This is a genomic window from Paenibacillus amylolyticus (assembly GCF_050990605.1).
GTDB lineage: Bacteria > Bacillota > Bacilli > Paenibacillales > Paenibacillaceae > Paenibacillus > Paenibacillus amylolyticus_H.
Genome location: NZ_CP158832.1, coordinates 3,563,410 through 3,587,840 on the forward strand (window position 1 = coordinate 3,563,410; position 24,431 = coordinate 3,587,840).

The window sequence follows — 24,431 nt, forward strand, 5'->3', positions numbered from 1 at the left end:
GGAAAAAGAACATTCCGTCTAACGGATGTACACCGTCTACACCATAAAAGGCTGGATCAGAGGTTCAACCCCCTTATCCAGCCCATTAAACGTGCTACCTACCATTACGGCTCAATTCCCCATACCAGCTGACCGTTCACATACCCGGTAACCTTATCATGGTTTGCGAACTCACTATCGGTTGCCTTAAACGAGTAATCATTAGTCTGTGTGTAATTCGTCCAGTTGTTTTTGGAAAAGCGTGTTTGAATCTCTGCGCTCTGGCCCGCATTCAGTGATCCTGCCGCACTTGTAAAGCCCACTTCCAGATAATGATCCGCCCCGGCAACTGGAGTCGCCAGTTTAACGAATTGGCTGGTTACATTCGCACTGCCCATACTGGCCCAGTCGGACCAGAAACTCTGAGCTTCTTCCCCATCAATCCTATAGTAATAACGGAGTTTTACATCACTCAACGAAATGGCCGTATTACCGGAGTTGACCAATTTGAATTTGGGTGAGATTCCGTTGGTGGATGCACTTGTATTGCCGTTAAACGCTTGAATCGTCAAATCACCGGCAGGTACAGTAACTGTACTGTCTACTACGTTCACAGTTAATACAGCGTTATTACCGCCATTGAAGTGAAAGGTCAATACATTTTGGCCAAGGGGCAGGGTTGAAAGATAGGATTTGTTCAGAATAACAGCAGAGCTGGATGCTGTATAATTCTGACCTGTTACAAGTGTGACATCTCCCTTCGTGATGCTTGTGAGCTGACGGCCATTTAAGGTCATAGATATATTCATATCTTGCGCGGAATTCGTCGCTTTATCGAATGTTGCATTCACAGGAGAGATCACAGCATTCGTACTCGGTGTTGAATCCACAATTTTGACTTTTAACACGGGGTCTTGCCCTTGATTAAAATCCAGAACAATCGAATGCTCGCCAACTGGCAGTGTCGCCAGATAAGCTTTTTTCAGCAGCAGTGTGCTTCCACTCAGGGTATAGTCCGTATTTGCGGTTAACGCATTGGTGCCTGCCCGGAGAGCAGTTAGCGTATTGCCGTTTGCATTCACAGTTACGGCTTTGTCACTTTGATTGGCTGTGTATTTGTCAAATTCAACGTTTGCAGGGGTGATGGATGCGCTTGGGTTGGGATTGTTAACCTTTAAATTTGGCAGCTCATCCAACGTAATGACATAATCACTTTGATAAAGCGTTTTCAATGTTGCCGGGTAATTAAAAGCAGAACTCATCAGATGCTCGCCATACCAAGGACAGAAGTACAGCCATCCTGATTTCTCCTCGGTCAGATTTTTCACACTTGGAATGGTATCGTTCTCCGTCATGGCTACCATTTTCGTACCGTTCGTCAACTCAACAAGCTTATAGAAAATCGAGGTAATCGCATCCTCATTCGGTACGCCAGACAAACCGTCATAACGGTTGTAGATCGTATTGTATTTATCATATCCGACGAGATCTACCTGATCATCGCCCGGATACCAGGCAGGAGAAGTGCTGTATACGTAGCTATTGTAGGTCCAGATCAGATTGTGCAAGCCATATGTCTCGGTCAATTCGGTATAAAGTAGATCCCATAGCTCTTTGTACACTTCTGCGCCTGCCGAAGCCCACCAGAACCATGCACCTTCCCCATTCAGCCCGCCGTTTCCTTCTGCTTCATGATACGGACGGAACAGAACCGGCACGTTGTTGTCTTGCAAAATCAGTAATTGTTCTGCCAGATCCTCGATGGTCATCATCACGTATTGATACTCTTTGGTACCGGGAATTACCGCATTTGCAGTATTAAAATTTGTTTCTGTTGGCTTGTACGTAGCTTCTTTCCAGTCTACAAAGTCTCCGAGCTCATACGTATTGAAATTACGAGGTACATTGATATGCCAGGAAGCTGTTGCAATGCCATCACGGTTATTCACCCAATCAATCATGCGATCGGTTGTACCATCCTCCCAACCATACAACGGATTATAATTCATCAGATCAAAGCCGCGGATTGCCGGATACTTTCCGGTAAGATCATGAATCCATTCAAATTCAAGTTCCGAATCTCCGTCATTCCCTCCTCCATAGATCTCTTGCTGACCAGAAATAATATGGTTTCCGTATACCTCCGTTAAATAATTCATCAAAATTTGCGTTTCCGGTGTGGCCTCAGGATCACTAAGAATCGGCTGCACATGCAGGGGGTCCAGATCCACATAATCGACTGTAAAAGTATCAAAATACGCGAAGCCCCAACCAGCTTTTAGCTCAATCGTGTTGGTACCCTGGTTCAGCTTATGAAAACCAAAATCGAAGTCTGACCACGTTGTCGTGTAAGGCAGCATATACGCCCCCTTGGTAATCCCATTCACGTTTAAATTTTGTGACCTGCCATCTGCACTGAGCTCCTGCATATATCGTGTGGAGATCACGTACATGCCGGTTTCCGGGACAGTCACTGTGAAGGTTAATGTGCCAGAGTTCTGCATCCAGACAAATCCATCCCCTGAGAATCCGGGCTTGGGTTGTCCATAGATTGAAGTAACTACTTGAAGATCCGGGGTGAGCTGCGCATCTTCGCTTTCGATGGTGAACAGTGGTGTGTCTGCATGAACGGGCGCTGTCATTAATCCAAGTAGCAAGGCCAATGCCAGCATCATTGCGGTTGCCTTTTTGAGCAAATTTTTCATCAATTCCATCTTCCTTCCCAAGTGAAATATGATAATGAAATGTCAATGAACCCATTCATGATGGCGCTTTCATTTTAAACATAGCATGCACACCAATATTTGTAAATATATGGTGAATGAGAATGTTTTAAATTCTTTCGTACCAGTACTTTGAACAAAATCACTCCATCGTTTCACCAATATTGAAGCCAATCGAAAACGGTTCATTATCTAACCAGATTTGAGCCTAGAACTTCATCTCACATTAGATAATTGTACTTGGCAGTAAACCAAAAAAAACAAAAAAGCATTCCTGGATCGAATGCTTTTTCAAAGAACCTTACGTCAATTTCACCCTGCTTATGTCTACGTCCTGCATCCCGGCTCACTAACGGTTTCCTCGGCAGACGTTTCCTTTATCGCACAGCGTTCTCCTGCCTTGTGTACCGCCCGAATAATGCCACCGTAACCGGTACAACGACATAGATTCCCGCATAATCCCATTTCAATCTGTTCTTGTGTAGGCTCAGGATGTGCATCCAGCAATGCTTTGGTTGAGATCACCATGCCAGGAGTGCAGTAGCCGCACTGAAAACCACCTTCCTCCACAAAAGCCTGTTGAATCGGATGCAGAGTCCCTTTCTCATCCCCGTGCAGACCTTCAATCGTCGTAATGTCACTGCCATCACATTGATAAGCCATGACGAGACAGGAATTCACGGGCTCTCCATCCATCAGAACCATACATGCGCCGCAGCGGCCAACTTCGCAAGATACTTTGGTACCCGTCAGTTGCAAATGAGTCCGAAGCACATCAACAAGTCGGGTCGTTTGCGCGATCTCCAGATGTTTCTCTTCGCCATTCACAACAGCTGCCCAGTCACTCTCAAGTGGCTTACTCATGATGGACTCACTCCTTCCTGCAAAGGTACATTTAAAGGCCGGACCAGTTGTTCTCTCGGTACAGGAAGACGATTAACCCATACGCCTGTCGCCTGGTGAATGGCGGCTGTAATGGCTGGCGCAAGGGCTACGGAGCCAATCTCACCAATCCCCCTCGGGCCGAATGGATCACCATCGGGCAAATCTTCAATGGCTTCAACCTCCAGATGAGTATGAATATCCTTAATGGTTGGGATCAGATACGTGTCGAGATTCGTGGTTACATAGCAGCTGTCCTGCATGATCGCATCCTCGGTCAACGTGAATCCAAGCGCCATGACACTGCCGCCTTCAATCTGTCCGATATAGCCCATGGGGTTGATCACCGGACCTGCCGCTACAACATGACGTGTATCCAGCAGCTTGGTTTCTCCGGTCAACGTATTGACTTCCACCTCTGCCGCAACCGCCGCATACGTATACAAATAATGCCCGCCTACCACATTGTCCGGCGTAGTTGGGTAATCGAACTTCGTATCGAAAATCCATTGATCGGCTTCGCCCTGCGTCGCGAGTTCAGCATACAAGATCACTAAGCCTGAGGGGGCTTCTATTTCTGAAGTTTCGGCAGGAAGCTGGCCTTTGCGCCATATCCCCCCAGGTCCTGTTACCAGTTCATCCGCCGGGATGCCCGACATCTCGGATGCAACAGCGAGAACACGGGAACGAAATGGAGTCTGCAACCGTTGAAGGGCCATCCAGGCCATCGTTGTTGAACGTGAAGCAGTGCTTGAGCCGCTGTGTGGCACACGATCCGTATCTCCAATAATGATACTGAGATCCGATGTACTGCACTGGAAGAGATCACACAACATAATTTCCAGCGTTGCAATGAGCCCCTGACCGAATTCCTCGTAGCTGAATGCCACCTCAATCTTGCCTTCGTTATTCAGGGACAGACGGCCACCCGCAGGGTCTGGAATGCCATAACCCAGTCCTGCACCATGCATGGCAATCGCTGCTCCAACACCGCGTTTGATCCACGACGGCAGAGAAGGATCTGCCGGGGGATGCTGATGTTTTTGCCACAGTTCGGAGCGATCCAATGCCTCCCATACTTGGGACAGTCCATCCGTAACCAGAATGCGTTGATTGAGCGGTCCCGGGTCATTCTTTTCCCTCATATTACGTCTGCGGAACTCCCAAGGGTCCATGTTCACGATCTCTGCAAGCCGATCCATCTGGCCTTCCATGGCAAAAATCGCCTGGTTCCCGCCAAATCCACGAAACTCACCGGACAGCCCGTTATTCGTATACACAGACACACCTTCCACATCCACATTCGGAATGGCGTAGGGTCCAAGGCAATGCTCGGTACAGAAGTTCAGCACCGGTGCACCCAGTGTGGCATACGCTCCGGTATCTGCTGTAATGCGGACACGATGCGCCTGTATGATGCCTTCTCGACTCATGCCAGTCTGCATTTCAATCTTCATTGGGTGCCGTTTCAACCCAGCACGCACGGATTCTTTCCGTGAATTATGCATTTTCACAGGACGTCCGCATCTCAAGGCCAGCAATGCACCATAAGGCTGTACGTTAAGTTCATCTTTTCCGCCAAATGAACCACCAATCGGTGAAGAGACCACCCGGATATCTTCTTCAGGACAGCCAATAATGCGCGCAAGCTGCATCCGGTCTTTATAACCATGTTGCGTTGCCGCGTATACATTCAGCCTTCCCTCTCCATCCGGGACAAACAGGCCACCTTCTGTCTCCATATATGCATGCATCTGGCGAGGCGTATAATACGTCTCTGTCACGATATGATCACACGTGGCAAAAGCTTGCTCCGCATCTCCACGTTTGATCTTCGTGCGATGCAGCACATTACCTGGACCATGCTCATGCAGCTCTGGTGCGCCGGGAGCCAATGCAGCGTCTGTACTATTCAGCGGAGTGAACTCCTCATACTCTACGCGAATCGCATCCAGCGCAAGTGCCGCACGTTCCGGAGAATCCGCAGCAACTGCTGCAATGGCGTCACCGACATAACGCACAATATCCTCGCAGAACACGGGCTGATCCGGGGTCGCTATGCCAAAACGATTCAGACCAGGCACATCTTTGGAGGTCAAAACCGCATAGACGCCTTCCAACGCCTCAGCTTCCGAAGTATCTATAGACAATAGGCGAGCATAAGGATATTCGCTTCGCAGTACTCTGCCATGAATCATGTCAGGTAGCGTCATATCCGTCAGATATTGAAGCTGGCCTGTTACTTTGGGTGCCCCATCTGGCCGCAGGTGCCAGCGTTTCCCGCTCTGTTTCCGATTCAGTAGCATGATCCCTCTCCCCCTTTGCTTGATCCCATTCTTTTATTCGTGAAGTGCCTCCCATAGCCCGGCGCCAAGCATGTTGCCTGCGGTCTGCCTGCGATAATGTTCTGTTGCAAATACATCACCATACGTCGTAAATTCGTTAGCAACAGCAGTTGCGAGAGTCGCCGCTTGAATGACAGAAGCTTCGCTACCCAGAAGCTGTTGTTCCGACTCCAGCAGTCTCATCGCCATGCCTGAGCCTCCGCCTGCCGCAATCGCAATCTTGGTCCAACGATGATCCGAATCAATCTCACCATATAAAGCAACCGTCACCAGCGATGCGCTGAACGTCTCCCGTCGACCCAGCTTGCGGTAAAAGGAAACTTCTCGTGTAACAGGTCTGTGCTGCTCACCAGCCACATCGAACATAGCTGACGGTCTCATCGGAATATGAATCGAGATCAATACATCCCCTGGATTACGACTGCCATCCCTTCCACCCTGAAGCCAGGAAGACACACTGCGAATCTCAACTCCTTTGTCAGTCAACCAATGTAGCTCCGCATCATATACAAGCAAAACAGGCAGCGTATCGCCCACTCCGGATACGATATTTCCGCCAATGGTTGCCACATTTCGAATGGAAGGAGCCGCAATTGCCTTCACCGCTTCTTGCAGGATCGGCAGTTGATGAAGCAACGCCTGTGAAGAACATTCCTTTAAACGGGTCATTGCGCCAATGACGATCTCATCTCCACGATTCGATATACCCCTCATTTCAGGAATACGAGCCAGGCTAATCATGTGTTCAGGCGCTGGAACCAAGCCGCCTTCCCACTGGGTTCGCAGCAATGTTCCACCTGCTGTGAAACAACATTTTTCCTTCAGTCCACTTCTCAACGTTTGCAGTTCTTGCAGGCTCTCAGGCTGCCATACCGATGGCAATGCTCCAGAACCGTATGTCGGTGTTACCATCGCTGCATCCCCTTTCTCTCTCTTCCTTGGGCAGGAAATTCAACCGTCTGATCCAGATAATTCTTCAAATCATATGAGAGTTAAGCAGCAACGTCAATTACCTTCACATCGTTTTGGATAAATGTATAAAACCTGCGTTCTATTTGTGCTTGATGCATTATCATCTATCGAAAGCTAACATGAAGTTTCTTTCACCACACGTAAAAAGAAGACAAACAGGCCAACCAGACTGCCTGGCTGACCTGATCATGTAATTAAATTATAATTATACATAGTTTAATAATCTTCTCCTGTTATTTAGTCTGTCTGCTGCGATTCATATACATGACTCAGAATACGTTCCAATTCCGGTTCTGTATCCGCATCCCAGAAACTAGTCTCAGACATTGGTACAAGTACACCTGAATAGTTAGCGCTGCGCATAATTTTGCGTGCCCCCTCATCTCCATGCAGAGACAACAGAGGTCCGAACATATAGGAGCGAAAAGCAACGGGTGGCTTGCCTCCCTCACCGTCCGTAGCTGCGACATAGTCACACAGCTTGTGGGTAGCCAGTGCCGTAATCACCCGATTCATATCCTGCGCTGTTAATAGAGGCTGATCACCCAGTAACATGAGAACGCCCTCCGGTTGGTATTCCATGGCCGACAATACACCAGCATGAAGAGAGCTGGCCATGCCGCAAGCATAGTCAGCACAGACTACAATTCGAAGTCGATCTGTGGGATGATACGCATACACAGCAGAATCAATCCATTTTACAGGCAGCCATGCCAACGAATCTTCCGGTTTGACCACACAGACCACTTGATCCAGATCCGAATTCAGCGCAGCTTCCAGTGACCATGCAGCCAGTGACCTCCCGTCTGGCATGACAACCGAAAGTTTATCCCGACCAAGGCGACAACTCCTACCTGCTGCCAGAACGATGCCCGTCATTCGCATGTGCAACGCTTCCCTTCTCCACCACCTCGGAACTCAAGGCAGAAACCTTATGTTTACATGCGATCAATTCCGCTGCAATGCTGATGGCGATCTGTTCGGGACCATCTGCTCCAATGCTCAAACCAACGGGAGAATGTACATTGTTCAATGGTGGTAAACCATCCAGCAGACGGGCTGTTCGTGTTTTGGAACCCATGATGCCAAGATACGCGTACTCACAGTCCACTAACATCTCCAACAGTTCACGTTCGCGGGGGAAATTGTGACTCATCATAATCAAATAATCCCCTTTGTTTACGTTTAACAGAGGCATGATCTCACATGGAAAACCCAGTACAAGTTCGGTTTCAGGAAACCGTTCCAAGGTGCATAAGGACTCTCGCCAATCGGCTACCACAACACGGAATCCTGCGGATTGAGCGAGTCTGGCAACAGGAATAACATCATTCCCGGCTCCAGCGATAATTAGGCGTGGTTTAGGCGCGTACAGTGAAGTGAGTTGCTGTGGAAGATCCCAGGGATTCGTTGAAACCGTGTTGTTTGCCACTATTTCAGCATCAGCATCAGAGATATGTTGAGAATCACCGGACAGATGGGATGAGCGAGATTCGTTTGACGTAGCAGGTACCACTTCAGGCACAAGTGTAAGGCGAGGGATATCGGAAGAATGTTGTGTTGATACCGTATGTTCATGCTTGATACTACTATTGCTATTCTGTACATCAACCTGCAATGGAGCTGGATTATAATTTGCCAGACTATCAGGAGGGACGAGTGCAGGGCGCAAGACTGGCTGGTGACGCTTTTCCGTAGGCTCAATCCGTTTCCAGTCATATTCAACCCTCGTATGATCATCTTGGAACGTTCGGATTAACGCTGTTGCAGCGCCGGATTGAAAACAATCATGCATCTTCTGCAACGTATATCGGAGTTCACCACACACAGGTTCAAGCAGCACAACAACAAGTCCGCCGCAGCCAATCGTCTCCCCCCAGGACAGATCATCCTCGGGACGCATGTCGTACTCCGCAAATTCCATCTGCTTCGTATCCAGCACACGGCTCACCCGGGCCTGAAGATCACTCTCCAGGCATCCCGGACTGATGCTGCCAACCATTTTGCCATCCTCGGTCAACAGCATAGAGACTCCCTGCTTACGGTAAGCATGACCCTCTACCTTGATTGCTGTTGCGAGCACGCAGCGCGGTTCACGGGCTGCAATTGCACACAGATCATGCATTTCCATAGTCGTCTCCATCCTTTCCGGCATTGCATAAGGTTGCTTCAATCAGATGCGCTTCATCAATCTCGCAATGCTTTTATCTGACTCACGCAGCACAATGCCACGATCAATCGTCTGAATCTTGCGATTCTTGAGTACAATGCTGCCATCGATAATAACGGTGTCCACACAGCTACGTGTTGCAGAATAGACCACGCGGGAATAGACATCTGTCTCATAGGAAGGGTAGGTGTGGAAATCATCCAGATCCAGCAGCAGCATATCTGCCTTTTTGCCCACTTCGAGACTGCCAATTTCCTTCGACAAGCCAAGCACCTCTGCACCGCCCATGGTAGCCATGCGTAATACGGTCCGTGCATCCATCACCGTTGGGCCATGAGGAATCTTCTGCATAAGGGCTGTGAGACGCATCTCCTGAAACATATCCAGATTGTTGTTGCATGCGGCACCATCAGCACCGATCCCAACCGCGATCTGACGATTCAGCAGATCAGGAATATCCGCTACTCCGGAGGAAAGCTTCATATTTGATCCAGGACAGTGAGTGACTTTGACTCCGCGCTTGCGGATGATCTCTTTCTCCTCCTCACTCAGCCATACACAGTGGGCCAGCACCAATCTTGGGGTCGCCAGGCCAATATGATCGAGGTATACGATGTTGCGCATTCCACGTTCGTGTTCTACCAGTTCAATCTCTCCGCGATTCTCGGAGGCATGGGTATGGACCTTGACATGATATTTATTGGACAGGTCGCGGACCTCTACCAGCAATTCTTCGGTACACGATACAACGAAGCGTGGACAGAAAGCATATTGAATGCGACCTCCGCCAAACCCGTTCCATTTCTCCAGCAGATCCACACTCTGTTGCAGCGAAGTCGCTGTATCCTCACGCAGAGGTTCCGGAACCTCGTCTCCATGATCCATCATCACCTTGCCGGAAATGACCCGGATACCGCTCTGTGCCATCGCCTGAAACGCCGAGTCCGTGTGATGTACCGTCTCCATATCCAGAATGGTCGTGGTTCCGCTAGAGATTAATTCGCCGAGTCCAAGCATTGCTGAATAATACACGGACTCCTCATCATGCGCTGCTTCCAGCGGCCAGATCCGTTGACGGAGCCAATCCATCAGTTCCAGATCGTCCGCACGTCCACGGAACAAGGTCTGACACAGATGAATATGTGTCTGGATGAAGCCCGGCAGCAGCACTTTGCCGCGAGCATCAATGACCTGGTCAGCCTGAACGTCAATGTGAGATGCAATCTCCTTAATTTTGTTATCCTCAATTAACAGATCTCCAATGAACACTTCCTCTTCTGCATTCATCGTCACAAGCTGTGCGCCTTTCAGCAGGATCGTTCCCATGCCAATCTCCCCTATCTGTGTCTATCTATATCGTTCAACTCATACATACTTACACTTGCACTCCGATGACAAATTAACCTTCCGATCGCTGTCTGTTACCACCCAATAGCCATCCCGTCGCCCCTGGGGTCTGCCGCGCCGCTAATCATGCCGTCCTCACGAATAACAATGCCTTGCGACTGTCCCATAATACCGTCCCACGGTGCTCTCGCTTCAACGTTATGTCCCCACTGGGCAAGGGTTGCACATACGTCATCGTGATATCGGTTCTCCACACGCATCGTATCGCCTTCTTCGCCCCAGGTACGTCCATACACCCAACGTGGCAGGCTGATCGCTTCCTGAATATTCAGCCCGTAATCAAGCACTCCGGTAAGCACCGATAATTGGGTTTGCGGCTGGCCTTCTCCCCCCTGTGTACCCACGAGCATATAGGGTTTGCCATCTCGTGTAACAAGGCCCGGCATGAGGGTGTGGAATGAGCGTTTGTTCGGTTCCAGTACGTTGGCATCTCTCGGATCTAAGGAGAAGAAAGACCCCCGGTTCTGCATGATCACCCCCGTATCCCCTGGGACATACGCTGCACCAAAGTCAAAATACAGGCTCTGAATGAAGGACACGGCGTTGCCTTCGCTATCTACAACCGCTGCATACGCCGTGTCCTGACCTATCGTTTTGGACAAAAACGGCTGTGCCACAGGTGGAGCAGATTGAATCTCATTCCACAATTGGTCTCCATAATCCTTGGATAACAGATGTTCCAGCGGTATGTCCCTGAAATCAGGGTCCGTCAGATACTGGTCACGATCACGAAACGCCTTTTTCACCACTTCCGCCATCAGATGATAGAATTCCGGTGAGGTACGTGCAACCGAAGACAGATCAATGTGCTCCAGCATATTTAACATCATTAACATGGAGAAACCCTGCGAGTTGGGCGGCATCTGATGAACTTCATACCCACGGTACCCCGTACTGACCGGCTTCACCCACTCCCCTCGATGACCTGCAAAGTCTGCTGGTGCAAGCATACCTCCATCCTCACGAATAGCCGAAGTCAGCCGATCTGCGAGTTCTCCTGTATAAAAAGCATCTCGCCCTTCCGTCTGAATCAGACGAATGGAGGCAGCAAGATCAGGCTGGATCAGCAGCTCGCCTTCCTGCAAAAGTGTACCCAACGGGGCAAATACCGCTCGCAGCGGTGTATGCCCCATAATGTAATCTTCATCCCTTTCCATCCACAGGCGGAGATTCCGGGATACAGGGCATCCTTTTTCCGCATACTGCGCGGCAGGTTCAAGCAGTTGCCCCCACGTTAACTTTCCGTACCGGGACCAGACTTCCCACCATGCATCCACCATGCCCGGAACCGTGATGGCACTAAGCACACCGCGCTGAGGAATCGCACTCATACCCATCGCTTTGAATGTATCCGCATGAATGCCTGCGGCTGAACGGCCACTTCCGTTATAAGCAGTAATCTCACCGCTGGCTCCGTCATGAATCAGGAAGAAGGCATCCCCCCCAATTCCGGTCATATGCGGATATACCACGCCCAGTGCTGCACTGACCGCAACAGCAGCGTCATAAGCATTCCCCCCCTGCTGGAGGATGGAGCTTCCCACTGCACTCGCCAGATAATGAGGAGTAGTAACCATGACCTCTCTGGAGATTGGCATCTGATTTAACATAAAGCGCCCTCCTTCCCTGCATACACATCCAATGCCGCCTGCACTGCTTCACCGGCTGGTAATACGTAGCAATGACGAAGAAGAACCGCTTCCAGCGCTCCCAGCACATGAAGTACATTTTTGCGTTGGCAGCTGAATCCCATGGTACCGATCCGCCAGATTTGTCCTTTCAGCGGTCCGAACGAACTGGCAATCTCAATGCTGAAGTCGTTCAGTAACATGCTGCGCACCGACTCACCATCCATCCCCTCCGGAATCTTGATACAAGTGACCACCGGAAGTTTACTGGACATATCCCCGTACAGTTGCAGTCCCATCCCCTGAATTCCGGCGACCAACGCACGTTCATTCACCAGATGTCTCTGGAATCTGGCCTCCAATCCTTCTTGCAGCAAAATGCGCAAACCTTCGTGAAGACCGTAGAGCATGGAGGTGGCTTCTGTATGGTGGTTCAGTCGGGCTGAGCTCCAGTAATCCTGCAATTGGCTCAGGTCAAAATAATTGCTGGCAATGGTGCGGCCTTCTGCCCGCGCACTGGTTGCGTCTCGCAGTCCGCGTTCAACGGTTTTGCGGCTCATCAGTTTCTGCTCCACACGACTGTTGTACGTGAGAGGAGCCATTCCTGAAGGAACGGACAGGCATTTTTGTGTACCACCCATCACCGCATCCAGATGCCAGGCGTCCGTCTCCACCGGAGTCCCGCCAATGGTTGCTACAGCATCCACGACGAGTAAAATATCAAGGTCACGACAGGCTTTGCCAATGTCGGCAAGGGGCTGCATCTGTCCTGTGGAAGTCTCACCGTGAACCATGGCAACCAGGCTTGGTTTATGGGTATGAATCGCCTTAATCACCTCTTCCGGATCGAATACCGTTCCCCATTCCGTCTCAAAAAAGACAACCTCCGCACCACAGCGTTCCGAGATTTCAACCAGCAGATGTCCGAATCGTCCGTAGATCGGAACGAGCACTTTGTCACCGGGCTGGATCAGACTGACCAACACAGCTTCAATGCCTGAACGGGATGTACCATCGACAGGATAACACCACTCGTTATCTGTCATGTATAACTCACGCAGCATCGCCATCGTCTCGTTCATCAAGGATGTGAACTCCGGGTCAAACTGCCCCAGAATCGGGAAGGATAGTGCTCTGAGTACACGTGGATCAGCTTCAACCGGTCCCGGGGTCATAATGGTCCGCAAGGACGGAGATAACTCTTTATAGTTGGACATCTTCATTCAACTCCCGTAACCGTATTTATAGAGTAGCCGGACCAGAACCCGAAAACCGTGCATCAGGTCTGATTCAGCTGTATATTCAAGCGGATTATGACTGATACCGTCCTGACTCGGCACAAAAATCATGGCTGTCGGACAAGCCGGCTGAAAAATCTGCGAATCATGTCCCGCCCCGCTAGGCATTAGCCAATAGGACAACTGCTCCTGTTCACAGGTATCCTGGATGTCTGAGATCATCTCTTCATTCATAGGAATGGGCGTCACCGAGAGATGTTCTTCCCAGTCCAGTCCAAGCTGCTGCTCGGCTGCAATCTTACTAAAAGCCTGGAGCATATCCTGCCAGCAACGATCAATACTTTCCTGCCGAATATGACGGATATCCAGTGAAAACACCGCTCGCGCTGCAACCACATTCCCAACACCCGGATCGGCTGTGATTCGCCCAACCGTGGCTACCAGCGGTTCTCCTGCTTGCAATGCGATATTCCTTACTGCAGCAATCATCTCAGCTGCTCCGGCTAATGCATCCTTGCGCCAGGACATCGGTGTCGTTCCCGCGTGATTTGCTTCTCCGATTACGGTAATACTGAACCGCTTCTGCCCTACAATGTCGGATACAACTCCGATCGAATGTCCGAGACGTTCCAGAACCTGACCTTGCTCAATATGAAGCTCAATAAAGGCACCATAATTTTTCGCAGCTGGTCTATATGCACTATCGGGTCCAAAACCCGCATTGCGGATCGCTTGTGCAAAGGTAACGCCGTCTTGATCCTTTAAATGCTCCACATCTTCCAGAGACGTTATTCCTGTTATACTGCGTGAACCCCAATACGCAAAAGGGAATCGACTTCCCTCTTCCTCACATAAAGATACAACTTGAAGTGTTCGCTTCGGTGCTCCAAAATGCTTCTTCAAATACTCCAAAGCAAGGACACCGGCAACTACACCATAAGCACCATCATACTTGCCCCCATACACCACGGTATCCATATGTGATCCGGTCACGATCGGTAATTCTTCAACACCAGTCACTGATCCCTTACCCTCGCCCTTGAGTGTGCCATATAGATTCCCGGACTGGTCAAACTCAGGAGACAGCCCTTTTTCCTGCATTTTGGCAGCAAGGGCACCTTGTGCTTCACACCAAGCCGAGTCATACAACAGTCGTGTGACGCCGCCCTGTTCGTCTGCACCATATGTCGACAGCCAGTCAAGCATGGCTTGCAGCTCGACCTGTTCCACATTTGGCAAAGGAAGAGGTGCATTATTCGTACCGGATGAACGGTAAACTCCAGACTCCGTCATGGCGTCTCCCCCGTTCCCGCCTCGATGGGACTAGAAGAGCGGGCTGCAATGTGCTGCCCGATAGGTTCAGGAGATAACCCAGATTCCGAGTTATATACCCGTTGCCCACGGCAAAATACGTCTGCAATCTGACAGTTAAATGTACGTCCCACGTAAGGGCTCTGTTGATGCGTATAGAGCAGATCTTCCGTGTTCAGGATTGTGCTCTTCTCCCAGTCAATCAGGACGAGATCGGCATCCTTACCAATTGCAATCTCTCCTTTGCTCTCCAGACCAAGCCTTCCGGCAGGTTGCAGAGAGAGCACTCTTCCGAGCAACGGGAGGTCGAGTTGACGCTGAAGATGTCCGTCCTCCAGCATGATCAGCAGTGTGCTTTGTGCACCGGATATGCCGCCCCATATTTCGAAGAAGTTATCCGATTGTTTCATGGATGGCGGACATGGAGAATGATCCGAGGCAATAACATCAATCAATCCCAAAGTCAGTGCATCCCATAACTGCTCCTGCTCGGAAGAGCTGCGAAGCGGTGGAGCACATTTCGCTACAGCACCCAAACGGACGACATCCTGATCAGTCAGCGTCAGATAATGAGGGCATGTCTCCGAAGTGACATCCTGCCCCCGCCGTTTGGCCTCTGCAATCAGATCCAGCGCTTCCCGTGTGCTAATATGCACAAAATGCAGCGCACACCCGGTCTGTTCACCATATTTCAGCGCACGGGCAACCGCGACGACTTCAGCTTCCACAGGACGAGACCGGATATAATCCATCGGTTCCGTCTTTCCCTCAGCGATGCTTCTTGCACCGAGTTCGGCAACGATACCTTCGTCCTCTGCATGAAGTGCCAGCACACGGTTTAAAGTTGCAATTTCATTCATCCCATCCAGCAGCGTATGGTCATCGGCTCTGGCAAAGATGTCTTCCCCTTCTCCACCCGGCTCGGACATAAATGCCTTGAATCCGGCAGCACCCAGCTGTGAGAGTGGAGCAAGTTCCTCACGGTTACCGGGTACCAAACCTCCCCAGAATGCATAATCGACATACGATTGGTTTGCCGCTGCTTTCATTTTCATATCCCATGCTTCCGGCCTTGTGGTTGGCGGTACGCCGTTAAGCGGCATATCGACATAGGTCGTGATTCCCCCTGTGGCAAGTGCTGCTGAACCCGATCGGAATCCCTCCCAGCTCGCGAGTCCGGGTTCATTGAAGTGTACATGAATGTCCACGACACCCGGCATCACTGTAAGCCCCTCAGCTTCTATAATGCAAGTTGCTTCAGCAGCGGTCAGCCGAGTGGACAGTTCCGTAATTTTCTCACCCGTAATGCCAATATCCAGTTGCTCTACCCGATCTTTCAGCACCACCCGGGCCCCCCGGATGATGGTATCAAACGTTGTCATGTGGATGACCCTCCCCCTGTATCCGAACCGGATGCGTGAATGCTTAGCTTCCCCGGTATGTACTGTAACCTCCTGGAGCAATCAATAACGGAATATGGTAATGGCTTGAGGCATCAGATACGGCAAAACGAATCGGAACAATCGTCCATAATGCCTGCCCCAGCTCCTCGAGCGAACGTTGTGCGTAATAACTCTCGACATGGAATTGAAGCTCATATATCGCTGACTCCAGCTTGCCTCCAGCCAGCAGCGGTGCATCCAAACGTCCATCCGCATTGGTCACCGACTCAGCCACTTTGATCTTGCTCTCCTGTTCTCCATCCCTCTTCAGGGTAAACAGTTCGATCCGAACACCCGCAGCAGGCACACCTTTGGAAGTATCCAGCACATGTGTTGTAATTCGTCCATCAGACATCGACATTAGACATCACCTGCTTTCCCGGTGTCACGGTCGTCTGTTTCCAGATCATCCCTTGTCATCGAGAAACCCTGGAATCCGTATGGCGGTCTCGGCTCAGTAAATACTTTGCCTTCCCCCTCTTTTACTTCCTCCAGCACCGTCTCCCAAGTCCGATTGTTGGATTCAAATGAAACCTCACTCAATTGCTTGAATCGAATTAACAATCTTCTTCCAATCTGATAGATCAGATGTTGAATGGAAGCGGATCGACACTCGTGAAATACCGCAGCAGCCAAATCTCTGACCTGTTCCGCCGCTACATAGTGTCCACGCTGATCATCCATGCCATCTCTCGGATCTTCATAACGCCAATTGATATTCAGGAAAATAAATAAAGGCCGATCCCATGTCTCTGGAAGAGTCGTATATTCATCCTGCATAAATCCTGCAAACTCACTGCCCTTGACCTTGATCAGTCTCAGATCGGCTACACCACTGAAATGGTTGCTTAGTTCAATCGAGTCTCCCGTTCGTTCTGCCTCTATGGCAGCCGTCGCGCGATCATTCTGTGAATAACGGAATACGAGTGCACTCGGTCGGTAATTGCCTTCCAATCCAATCGGTATATCTTCAAAAGGAATCTGGTCCGCTGTCATCTGAACCTTGCTCATCTGCGGATACGTCTCCAGGAAACGCCGACTTACCAGCGCAAGAAATCCTTCCACCGTTGCCCCTGTGTAATCCGCTGCATGTTTGAGAATAAAATTTTTCATCGAATCGGTGGCGATCACCAGCGAATTATCCCCTTCTGTAAAAGAAGGCAAGAATTCATCGCCCTGCACAGCGACCTTAATGTTTAATCCAAACAAAATATTGCTGCGTCCAATGAACGGCGATTCCGGAATGGACTGTATGCCCGTCAACGGTTTGGCGTAGGAACGGTACATCCACACATCCCCTTTGCCATAATACATGGTCCGCTGCTGCACTGCGGCTGGCTTGCTCACGAACTCATGTTCATGACCGATCTGTACAAGCCATTGCTCCAAGCGAATGCCCGCAATCTTGAATACTTCCCTCAATGCAGTCTCGAATTCTTCTTCCTTGCCTCGACGATGACGTTGCCTCATGGATTCGAGAATGGAGCTTGCGGTATGCCCTTTTACAGCCAATATGAATGGAAAGCCGAATTGGCTTGTATATGCTTGGTTTAATTGTTGAAGTTCGTTGTATTGCTCTTGTGAGAGTGAATCGAGTCCTGCACCAGCCTGCTCCTGAACGGAATTGCTGCTCATGCTGATTCGTGCCCCAAGATCCGGGTGATTTCGAAGCAGTTGCAACTTCACCTGGTCATCCGATGCCTGAACCACGTTCTTCATCACGTTCATCATCTGTTCAAATGAATCAAAAGGTCGTAAAAGCCCGGAACGTTCAGCCACCCATGGTGACTCCTCAAATAAGCCGCCAAACGTATGCACAAACTGCGTGATAGACCAGTTGTTAACAAGTTTAATTAAGTCACTCATGTTAGAACCTCCGGTCTGTTATGGATTATTGTTCTTCATTCTACGTGTCGTTCAATGTCGCGACAACAATATTTACGCAATTTTGTAATATAACATAACATCAGAGTTGCGATTTGTTTGCTGTGCACGGGAAGATTAGCTTTCCTTATCCTTAAACATAAAGAAACCGCACTCCACCAAGGGAATACGGTTCATGGGTCTGAGACCCAGTAGCATTGTCATCTTGCACAATGCGCGGTTAGAGTTGGACATTATGCGGTCTTGCAGCTGTTTTGTCCCGCACAAACTTGCGGAAGGTGAAGACCAGCTTTAATTTGAGCAGATCATTCGTTTTCTTAAAGTCCATTTGCAGCAAGCTGCCGACTTTCTCCATCCGATAAGTGACCGTGTTGCGATGCACAAACAGCTGTTTGGCAGCTTCATTGATCAGTCCATCATTCTCGATAAAGGACTCCAATGTATTCATCAATACCTGGTTGGGATCACCGTCCCTGGCAAGTAACGGTTCAAGTACTTTATTACAGTAATTCTCCATGATGTTATCCGGTACGTGTTGGAACACGTAGGCAAATTCGAGCATTTCAAATTGCAGCGCACGGTCTTTCATGCCGAACCGACGAGCCAGTTGTCGTGTATCCAGACACTCCTGGTACGCTTCACGGAGCGATTTGGGTTCATGCTTCATCTTGCTGATCCAGAAGCGCGGTGCCGGTGCCCCTTTCGCTTCTTGCGCTGCCAGAACATCTCCGAACCGGTTCAACAGAAAACCTGACAGCTCCTCTCCATAATCTCGCCCTGTTGGACAGGTATAGATGGACAGAATGCCATCTTCGATCTGAAAATGCTGCGAGGCCGTGAATTGCATCAGCGGATTGTATTGTAATTCACGATGAATCTGTTTAAGCAGCTTTCCCTCGGCAAAGAGAGTCGGCTCAAGCGTAATCAATACGCACTGATACGTTCCCTGGAACAGATGCACACCTTTGTTTTCACTCAAGGTAGTCAATTCCTGAACAGTCATTTTGTTATCCAGATACTGTGAAAGCAATGTACGCATTTCGTCTTGTACGGTCGGATTAATATGCTCACGATAGGTCATATCCATATAAAATGCCAGTACATCGGCAGCCTGTTGAAACAGCTCTTCTTCTGCCCGAAGGGATAAGGCCGAATCGGTAAATACAAGCAACGATCCGTATTCTTCATCATTTTGCTTGATCGGTACGCGATGACAACTTCCCTGATTCCATTTCACTCGGTGCATAACGAATTTCCATGGCCAGCCCTGGGTTAGAGCATCCCCTGCAATGCCTTCACTACCGTAAAGCACATGCCCACGTGAACCAATGACGGCAAGCGGATAGTTCAGTACTGTAGCAAGTTCGGCAAACACATTCCGGTGTGGCTGCTGTTGCAGTGCAAACTGCATTAATTTCTTTTGCTTCTGCACAACCTCATGCAACAATCGGTTACTGCGTTCATGTTCAGCCTTGAACAAGGCGTTCATCTGGTCTGAGAAGGTGAATTGAAAAGGAAGCTCAAGCAATGGCAAACGAAGTCGATTAGCTTCCTCGACAATGCCTTGGGGAATGGACTGCCAGAAGCGTCCCAGCTTGATGCCGAGTCCTGCACAGCCACGTTCGTTCAAGCGCCGCATCAAACGCAGTGCATCCGTCTCACTATCTTTCATAATAAAAGCGGTGGTAAACAACATTTCTCCGGATTTGATCCAATCCGCAATATCAGGAGCGTCCATGACATTAACGGATTTCATCATCCGCGAAGTCCCTTCTCCACCCGCAACCAGTTTGGCCTCTGACAACGGGTATACCTGTAAAGCCTCTTTAACCGTAAGTTGCATGGACACTACCTCCCATATATATAACACGATATTATGTTATTCTGATTACTGAAACTAAATTTCGCATTATTTTTCGAATTAAATCCATATTCAGTCGTTTAACTTTTATTTGTTGTTAAGTATTATAACATCAATTTTCTAAATAAAGCTTACACGGCAAAAAAATAAAACCTATGACCTAATTACAGCGCACTTTCCTGTAATCGGCATAGGTTTTTAGATCAGATTTCCATGGCCTCGTGATTCATCCATAATTTCATACGAGATAATACATCTTTGATATTCAGCGGTTTGCTGAGATAGTCGGAAGCGCCTGCTGCGATACATTTCTCCCGATCCTCTTTCATGGCCTTGGCTGTCAGTGCAATAATCGGAAGCTGGGTCATGCCAAGTCGTTCACGGATCTGGCGAGTCGTCTCATAACCATCCAGTTCTGGCATCATAATATCCATCATAATGATATCAGGCTTGACTCCTCCACGCTCCAACAATTCCAGACATTCGTAGCCGTCCTGCGCTGAAATGACATTCATGCCATATTGCTCAAGAGCGTTAGCTAGCGCATACACATTACGTATATCATCATCTACGACAAGCACTTGACGACCACTGAGCAAAGCTTCTTCCAGAGGTGTCAATAAAACATCAGATTGTTCAGACGTTATTGAAGGAAGCTTATTGACCTCAGGTATTGTGCTAGCCACCTCATTCAGGAACAACCGCGATGTATTCATAGTCTCAGGTTCATCTCTTCGCAGTGGCAGGAAGAGCGTGAATACACTGCCATGGCCTTCACGACTTGTTGCCGAGATTGAGCCTCCCAGCAATGTCGCAAGCGATTGAGAGATGGACAATCCCAGCCCTGTCCCGCCATATTTTCGTGCCGTAGCTCCATCCGCCTGTTTGAAGGCATCAAAGATCTGCAGAAGTTTGTTATCTGCAATGCCGATTCCTGTATCACTGACGGAGAAAGCAATCACGTCGGTCTCTTGCCCTTTCGCTTCAGGGTTCGCCAGCCTCATTCTGGAGATCGTCAAGGCAACTTCACCCTCACTGGTGAACTTGAATGCGTTCGAGAGCAGATTTCGGAGAATCTGGTGCAATCTCATCTCATCGGTCACAATGGTTTCTGGCAAAGGACTTTGGAGCTGAATTCGGAAATCTATTTTTTTCTGCTCCGCTGTCTTCAGGAAATACTGATTCATGACTTCAGGCAGGCTGCTCAGATAGACATCATCAAAATCCACTTCCATCTGTCCGGCCTCTACCTTGGATAGATCAAGAATATCATTGATCAGATTTAGCAGGTCCTTGCCTGACTTGTGAATGACCGAAGCATAGTTCTGCTCTTCACTATTCAAGTGTTGGTTTTTATTCTCAGACAATATTTCGGACAGGATCAACATGCTGTTAAGCGGTGTCCGTAATTCATGGGACATGTTCGCCAGGAATTCGGATTTGTACCCCGAGCTTGTTCGTAACTGATCTGCCACAACTGCAAGTTCATTGGCTGATGTCTCAGCAGCGCTCTTCTGTATTTCCAGACGTTCATTAAGCATATGAAGCTCTTCGGTCTGCATTTGCAGTTCCTCTGTCTGAGACAGCATTTCTTCGGTCTGAGACTGAAGTTTCTCCGATTGTGCCTGTAACTCTTCATTCAGAACTTGTGACTCATCATATAATTGCTGTAATTCCATGCGTGTGACGGTCGAGTGTAAAGAAACACCAAAAATGTCCGTCAGTTCTTGCATCAGCTTCATATTATTCTCTTGCAATGGCTTCATTGAAGCAAGCTCGATGACCGCAATCGTTCTGCCTTCGAAGAGGACCGGTACTACGGTAAGAGAGGTGGCAGATGTATATCCGAGACCCGAAGAGATTCGAATATAGTTCTGGGGCAGATCATTCATGCGCAAGACTCTCTTCTCCACGGCACTTTGACCCACCAGCCCCTCACCGGGGGCAAGCGACACTTTACCGAGCGAACGTTCTTTCTCTCCATCCGCAGCATATGCAGCCACACGCAGCAGTCGATTGTCTTTCCAGTAATACAAGACGCTGTAGGGAACTTCAAACAACATGGCAAGCTCGCTCAGGAACAAGCGGGACAATCCCTCCAGATTGGTCGGGTTCTGCAAGAGTGTCGCAATGCCTGTAATCTGGTCCTTGACCCGATTCTGTTCCTGTACTTCATCCAGTAATTTGTTGGTTTCGTGGCCCAGATCCCCCACTTCATCATGTGTCCGCACCTGAATTCGCTGCTTCAGGTTCCCACCTTTGGAGATATCACTGATGGTCTGCATAACATCTCGCAACGTTTTGACGATATTTCCGGATATCACAAGAGCCGCTGCAATCGATAATGCTGCAATAATCCCCCACAGCGTATACATAATGGTCAACAATGTGGAGCTCCGTGTGGCTAGATCGGTTACCCTTGCCTCAGTCAATGCGATCTCTGTGTTACGGAAGGTAGTAAGTTGGGAGCGTAGTAGATCCATTTCAGTTTTACCCGGATCAGTTTGAAAGAATGCAACAACTTTGGCTTGATCCTCTTGCTTTTTCAACTTTACCAAAGGCTCTCCAGCAATCTCAATCCAGCGCGTAATATGAGTTTTGATGCTTTGCAGACTCTGCTGCTGCGAAGGATTGTCACTAATGAGAGCATTCAACTGATCATAGTTGGAACTCCACTGGGATAGACCTTGAGAATAAGGTTCCAAGTAACTCTCATTGCCTGTAATCATGAATCCACGCTGTCCTGTCTCCATGTTCAAGACATTTTTTTCAATCGCGTTGGTCAGATTATGTACTTCCAGATCATGATGAGAGATAAAATCATTTTCCTTCTGTAGTACATTAATTTGGGCCGTAAGCACTAGCAGAACAGCTCCAAACAAAAGCACAACCACAAGATAGCCCAATAAAATTTTGGAGCGTATCGTAAATCTTCTCGTTTTTGACAACGCGGAAACCTCCAAATATATACGAACCCCATTCTATTAAATGAAAACTGGTGCATATGTAGTTTATATGCATACGTATAGTCTGACAAGCTTTAAGTTCATCGGAATCCATAAGAAAAACGACCTGCTTATGCAGGTCGTCCTCTTCATTGATCTATATTCCTCATTTTGGCTGATTTTAGGCCTTTGGTGCGATCATTTTGGCTGGATCGACATATTGATCAAACTGCTCTTCGGTAAGCAGACCCGTCTGTAACGTCGCCTGTTTCAAAGACAAGCCTTCTTTATGTGCAAGCTTCGCGATTTTGGCTGCATTCTCATAACCAATATGCGGATTAAGCGCTGTAACCAGCATAAGCGAGTTGTTCAGATTATGTTCAATCTGATCCAGATTAGGCTCAATGCCTACGGCACACTTGTCATTAAAGGCAATAATCGAGTCTGCCAGGAGTTGCACGGATTGCAAGAAGTTATAAATGATAACCGGTTTGAATACATTCAGTTCAAAATTACCCTGACTTGCCGCGAAACCAATCGCTGCATCGTTACCCATGACCTGTGTAACCACCATGGTAATGGCCTCGCTCTGAGTTGGGTTGACTTTACCCGGCATAATGGAGCTGCCTGGCTCATTCTCCGGAATACGGATCTCGCCCAATCCACTACGAGGACCACTGGCCAACCAGCGGACATCATTGGCAATTTTCATCAAATCAGCTGCAAGCGCTTTAACGGCACCGTGAGCATATACAACTTCATCATGACTTGTAAGGGCGTGGAATTTGTTTGGTGCAGATACAAAATCTTTTCCCGTATGTTTACCAATCTCCTTGGCAGTGAAGTCCCCAAAGTCCGGATGCGCATTGATGCCCGTTCCGACAGCTGTACCGCCGATCGCAAGCTCCTTCAGGTACTGTACACTTTCACGGATCATACGCTCACTCTTGCCCAGCATGGCTTCCCAACCACTGATCTCCTGGCCAAGCGTAATTGGTGTTGCATCCTGGAGGTGGGTACGTCCAATCTTGATAATATCTTTGAATGCCTCCGACTTGTCTGCAAAAGTCGCTTTTAATACCGCAATGGCCGGCAAGAGTTGATCCTCAACAGCCAGAACACCTGCGACATGCAGCGCCGTTGGGAATGTATCGTTGGAGCTCTGGGACATATTCACGTCATCATTTGGATGCAGACGCTCTTCTTTTCCCTTTTGCTCCAGCAGTTGGTTCCCCAGATTGGCAATCACTTCGTTCACGTTCATATTGGATTGCGTTCCGCTACCAGTCTGCCACACGACCAGTGGGAAATGGTCATCAATTCGGCCTGCAATAATCTCGTCTGCTGCATAAGCAATAGCATCGGACTTAGTCGCAGATAATTTACCTAATTTATGGTTACTGGCCGCAGCACTTTTTTTCAAAATGGCTAGGGCACGGATAACTTCCATCGGCATATGTTCACTGCCAATCGGGAAATTCTCCTTGCTGCGCTGCGTCTGAGCTCCCCACAGCCTGTCGGCTGGTACTTTCATTTCGCCTAACGTATCTCTCTCAATGCGGTATTCCACTTGCTTGTCCTCCTCCAAAAAGATGGTTTGGGTCTCTACAAAGCTTGTGTATCTCGTCATATTATACATGATTT

General features: G+C 48.9%; 16 protein-coding genes. All 16 read right to left on the reverse strand.

Going from position 1 to position 24,431, the window contains the following annotated elements:
• Positions 1-104 precede the first annotated feature (104 nt).
• Positions 105-2,684: a glycosyl hydrolase gene (locus ABTV53_RS15870; protein WP_433744013.1), complete on the reverse strand. Its 2,580-nt coding sequence runs from the start codon at positions 2,682-2,684 to the stop codon at positions 105-107.
• 345 nt (positions 2,685-3,029) lie between these two features.
• Entirely contained in the window at positions 3,030-3,566 is a 537-nt protein-coding gene (locus ABTV53_RS15875) for a (2Fe-2S)-binding protein (RefSeq protein WP_433744016.1), read from the reverse strand.
• On the reverse strand, positions 3,563-5,890 hold the full coding sequence (pucD, locus tag ABTV53_RS15880; RefSeq protein WP_433744018.1) for a xanthine dehydrogenase subunit D: 2,328 nt from the start codon (positions 5,888-5,890) through the stop codon (positions 3,563-3,565). Before pucD ends, ABTV53_RS15875 begins: the two co-directional genes overlap by 4 nt.
• Before the next feature lie 33 nt (positions 5,891-5,923).
• Complete coding sequence (locus tag ABTV53_RS15885) at positions 5,924-6,841, reverse strand: FAD binding domain-containing protein (RefSeq protein ID WP_433744021.1); 918 nt, start codon at positions 6,839-6,841, stop codon at positions 5,924-5,926.
• Positions 6,842-7,138: 297 nt separating this feature from the next.
• A complete protein-coding gene (locus ABTV53_RS15890; protein WP_433744024.1) occupies positions 7,139-7,786 on the reverse strand; it encodes a nucleotidyltransferase family protein in 648 nt (215 codons plus the stop codon).
• Positions 7,752-9,032, reverse strand: a complete 1,281-nt coding sequence (locus ABTV53_RS15895; RefSeq protein WP_433744027.1) for an XdhC family protein — start codon at positions 9,030-9,032, stop codon at positions 7,752-7,754. Before ABTV53_RS15895 ends, ABTV53_RS15890 begins: the two co-directional genes overlap by 35 nt.
• Before the next feature lie 42 nt (positions 9,033-9,074).
• Positions 9,075-10,397 carry a 5'-deoxyadenosine deaminase gene (locus ABTV53_RS15900; protein ID WP_433744030.1) on the reverse strand — a complete coding sequence of 441 codons (1,323 nt, stop codon included), beginning with the start codon at positions 10,395-10,397 and terminating at the stop codon, positions 9,075-9,077.
• A 95-nt stretch (positions 10,398-10,492) separates the two neighbouring features.
• Complete coding sequence (ggt, locus tag ABTV53_RS15905) at positions 10,493-12,088, reverse strand: gamma-glutamyltransferase (protein ID WP_433744033.1); 1,596 nt, start codon at positions 12,086-12,088, stop codon at positions 10,493-10,495.
• A complete protein-coding gene (locus tag ABTV53_RS15910; RefSeq protein ID WP_433744036.1) occupies positions 12,082-13,323 on the reverse strand; it encodes a pyridoxal-phosphate-dependent aminotransferase family protein in 1,242 nt (413 codons plus the stop codon). The genes ggt and ABTV53_RS15910 overlap by 7 nt, the downstream gene beginning before the upstream one ends.
• Positions 13,324-13,329: 6 nt before the next feature.
• On the reverse strand, positions 13,330-14,637 hold the full coding sequence (locus ABTV53_RS15915; protein WP_433744039.1) for a M20 family metallo-hydrolase: 1,308 nt from the start codon (positions 14,635-14,637) through the stop codon (positions 13,330-13,332).
• Positions 14,634-16,037 carry an allantoinase AllB gene (gene allB / locus ABTV53_RS15920; RefSeq protein ID WP_433744041.1) on the reverse strand — a complete coding sequence of 468 codons (1,404 nt, stop codon included), beginning with the start codon at positions 16,035-16,037 and terminating at the stop codon, positions 14,634-14,636. Before allB ends, ABTV53_RS15915 begins: the two co-directional genes overlap by 4 nt.
• Before the next feature lie 43 nt (positions 16,038-16,080).
• Entirely contained in the window at positions 16,081-16,458 is a 378-nt protein-coding gene (uraH, locus tag ABTV53_RS15925) for a hydroxyisourate hydrolase (protein ID WP_433744044.1), read from the reverse strand.
• Complete coding sequence (pucL, locus tag ABTV53_RS15930; RefSeq protein ID WP_433744047.1) at positions 16,458-17,963, reverse strand: factor-independent urate hydroxylase; 1,506 nt, start codon at positions 17,961-17,963, stop codon at positions 16,458-16,460. Before pucL ends, uraH begins: the two co-directional genes overlap by 1 nt.
• A 238-nt stretch (positions 17,964-18,201) precedes the next feature.
• Positions 18,202-19,824, reverse strand: a complete 1,623-nt coding sequence (locus ABTV53_RS15935; protein WP_433744050.1) for a PucR family transcriptional regulator — start codon at positions 19,822-19,824, stop codon at positions 18,202-18,204.
• Between the two features lie 221 nt (positions 19,825-20,045).
• The gene (locus ABTV53_RS15940) at positions 20,046-22,790 is read right to left on the reverse strand and encodes a CHASE3 domain-containing protein (protein ID WP_433744053.1); all 2,745 of its coding nucleotides are present in this window, start codon (positions 22,788-22,790) and stop codon (positions 20,046-20,048) included.
• 178 nt (positions 22,791-22,968) lie between these two features.
• Positions 22,969-24,357: a class II fumarate hydratase gene (gene fumC, locus ABTV53_RS15945; RefSeq protein ID WP_433744056.1), complete on the reverse strand. Its 1,389-nt coding sequence runs from the start codon at positions 24,355-24,357 to the stop codon at positions 22,969-22,971.
• Positions 24,358-24,431 lie beyond the last annotated feature (74 nt).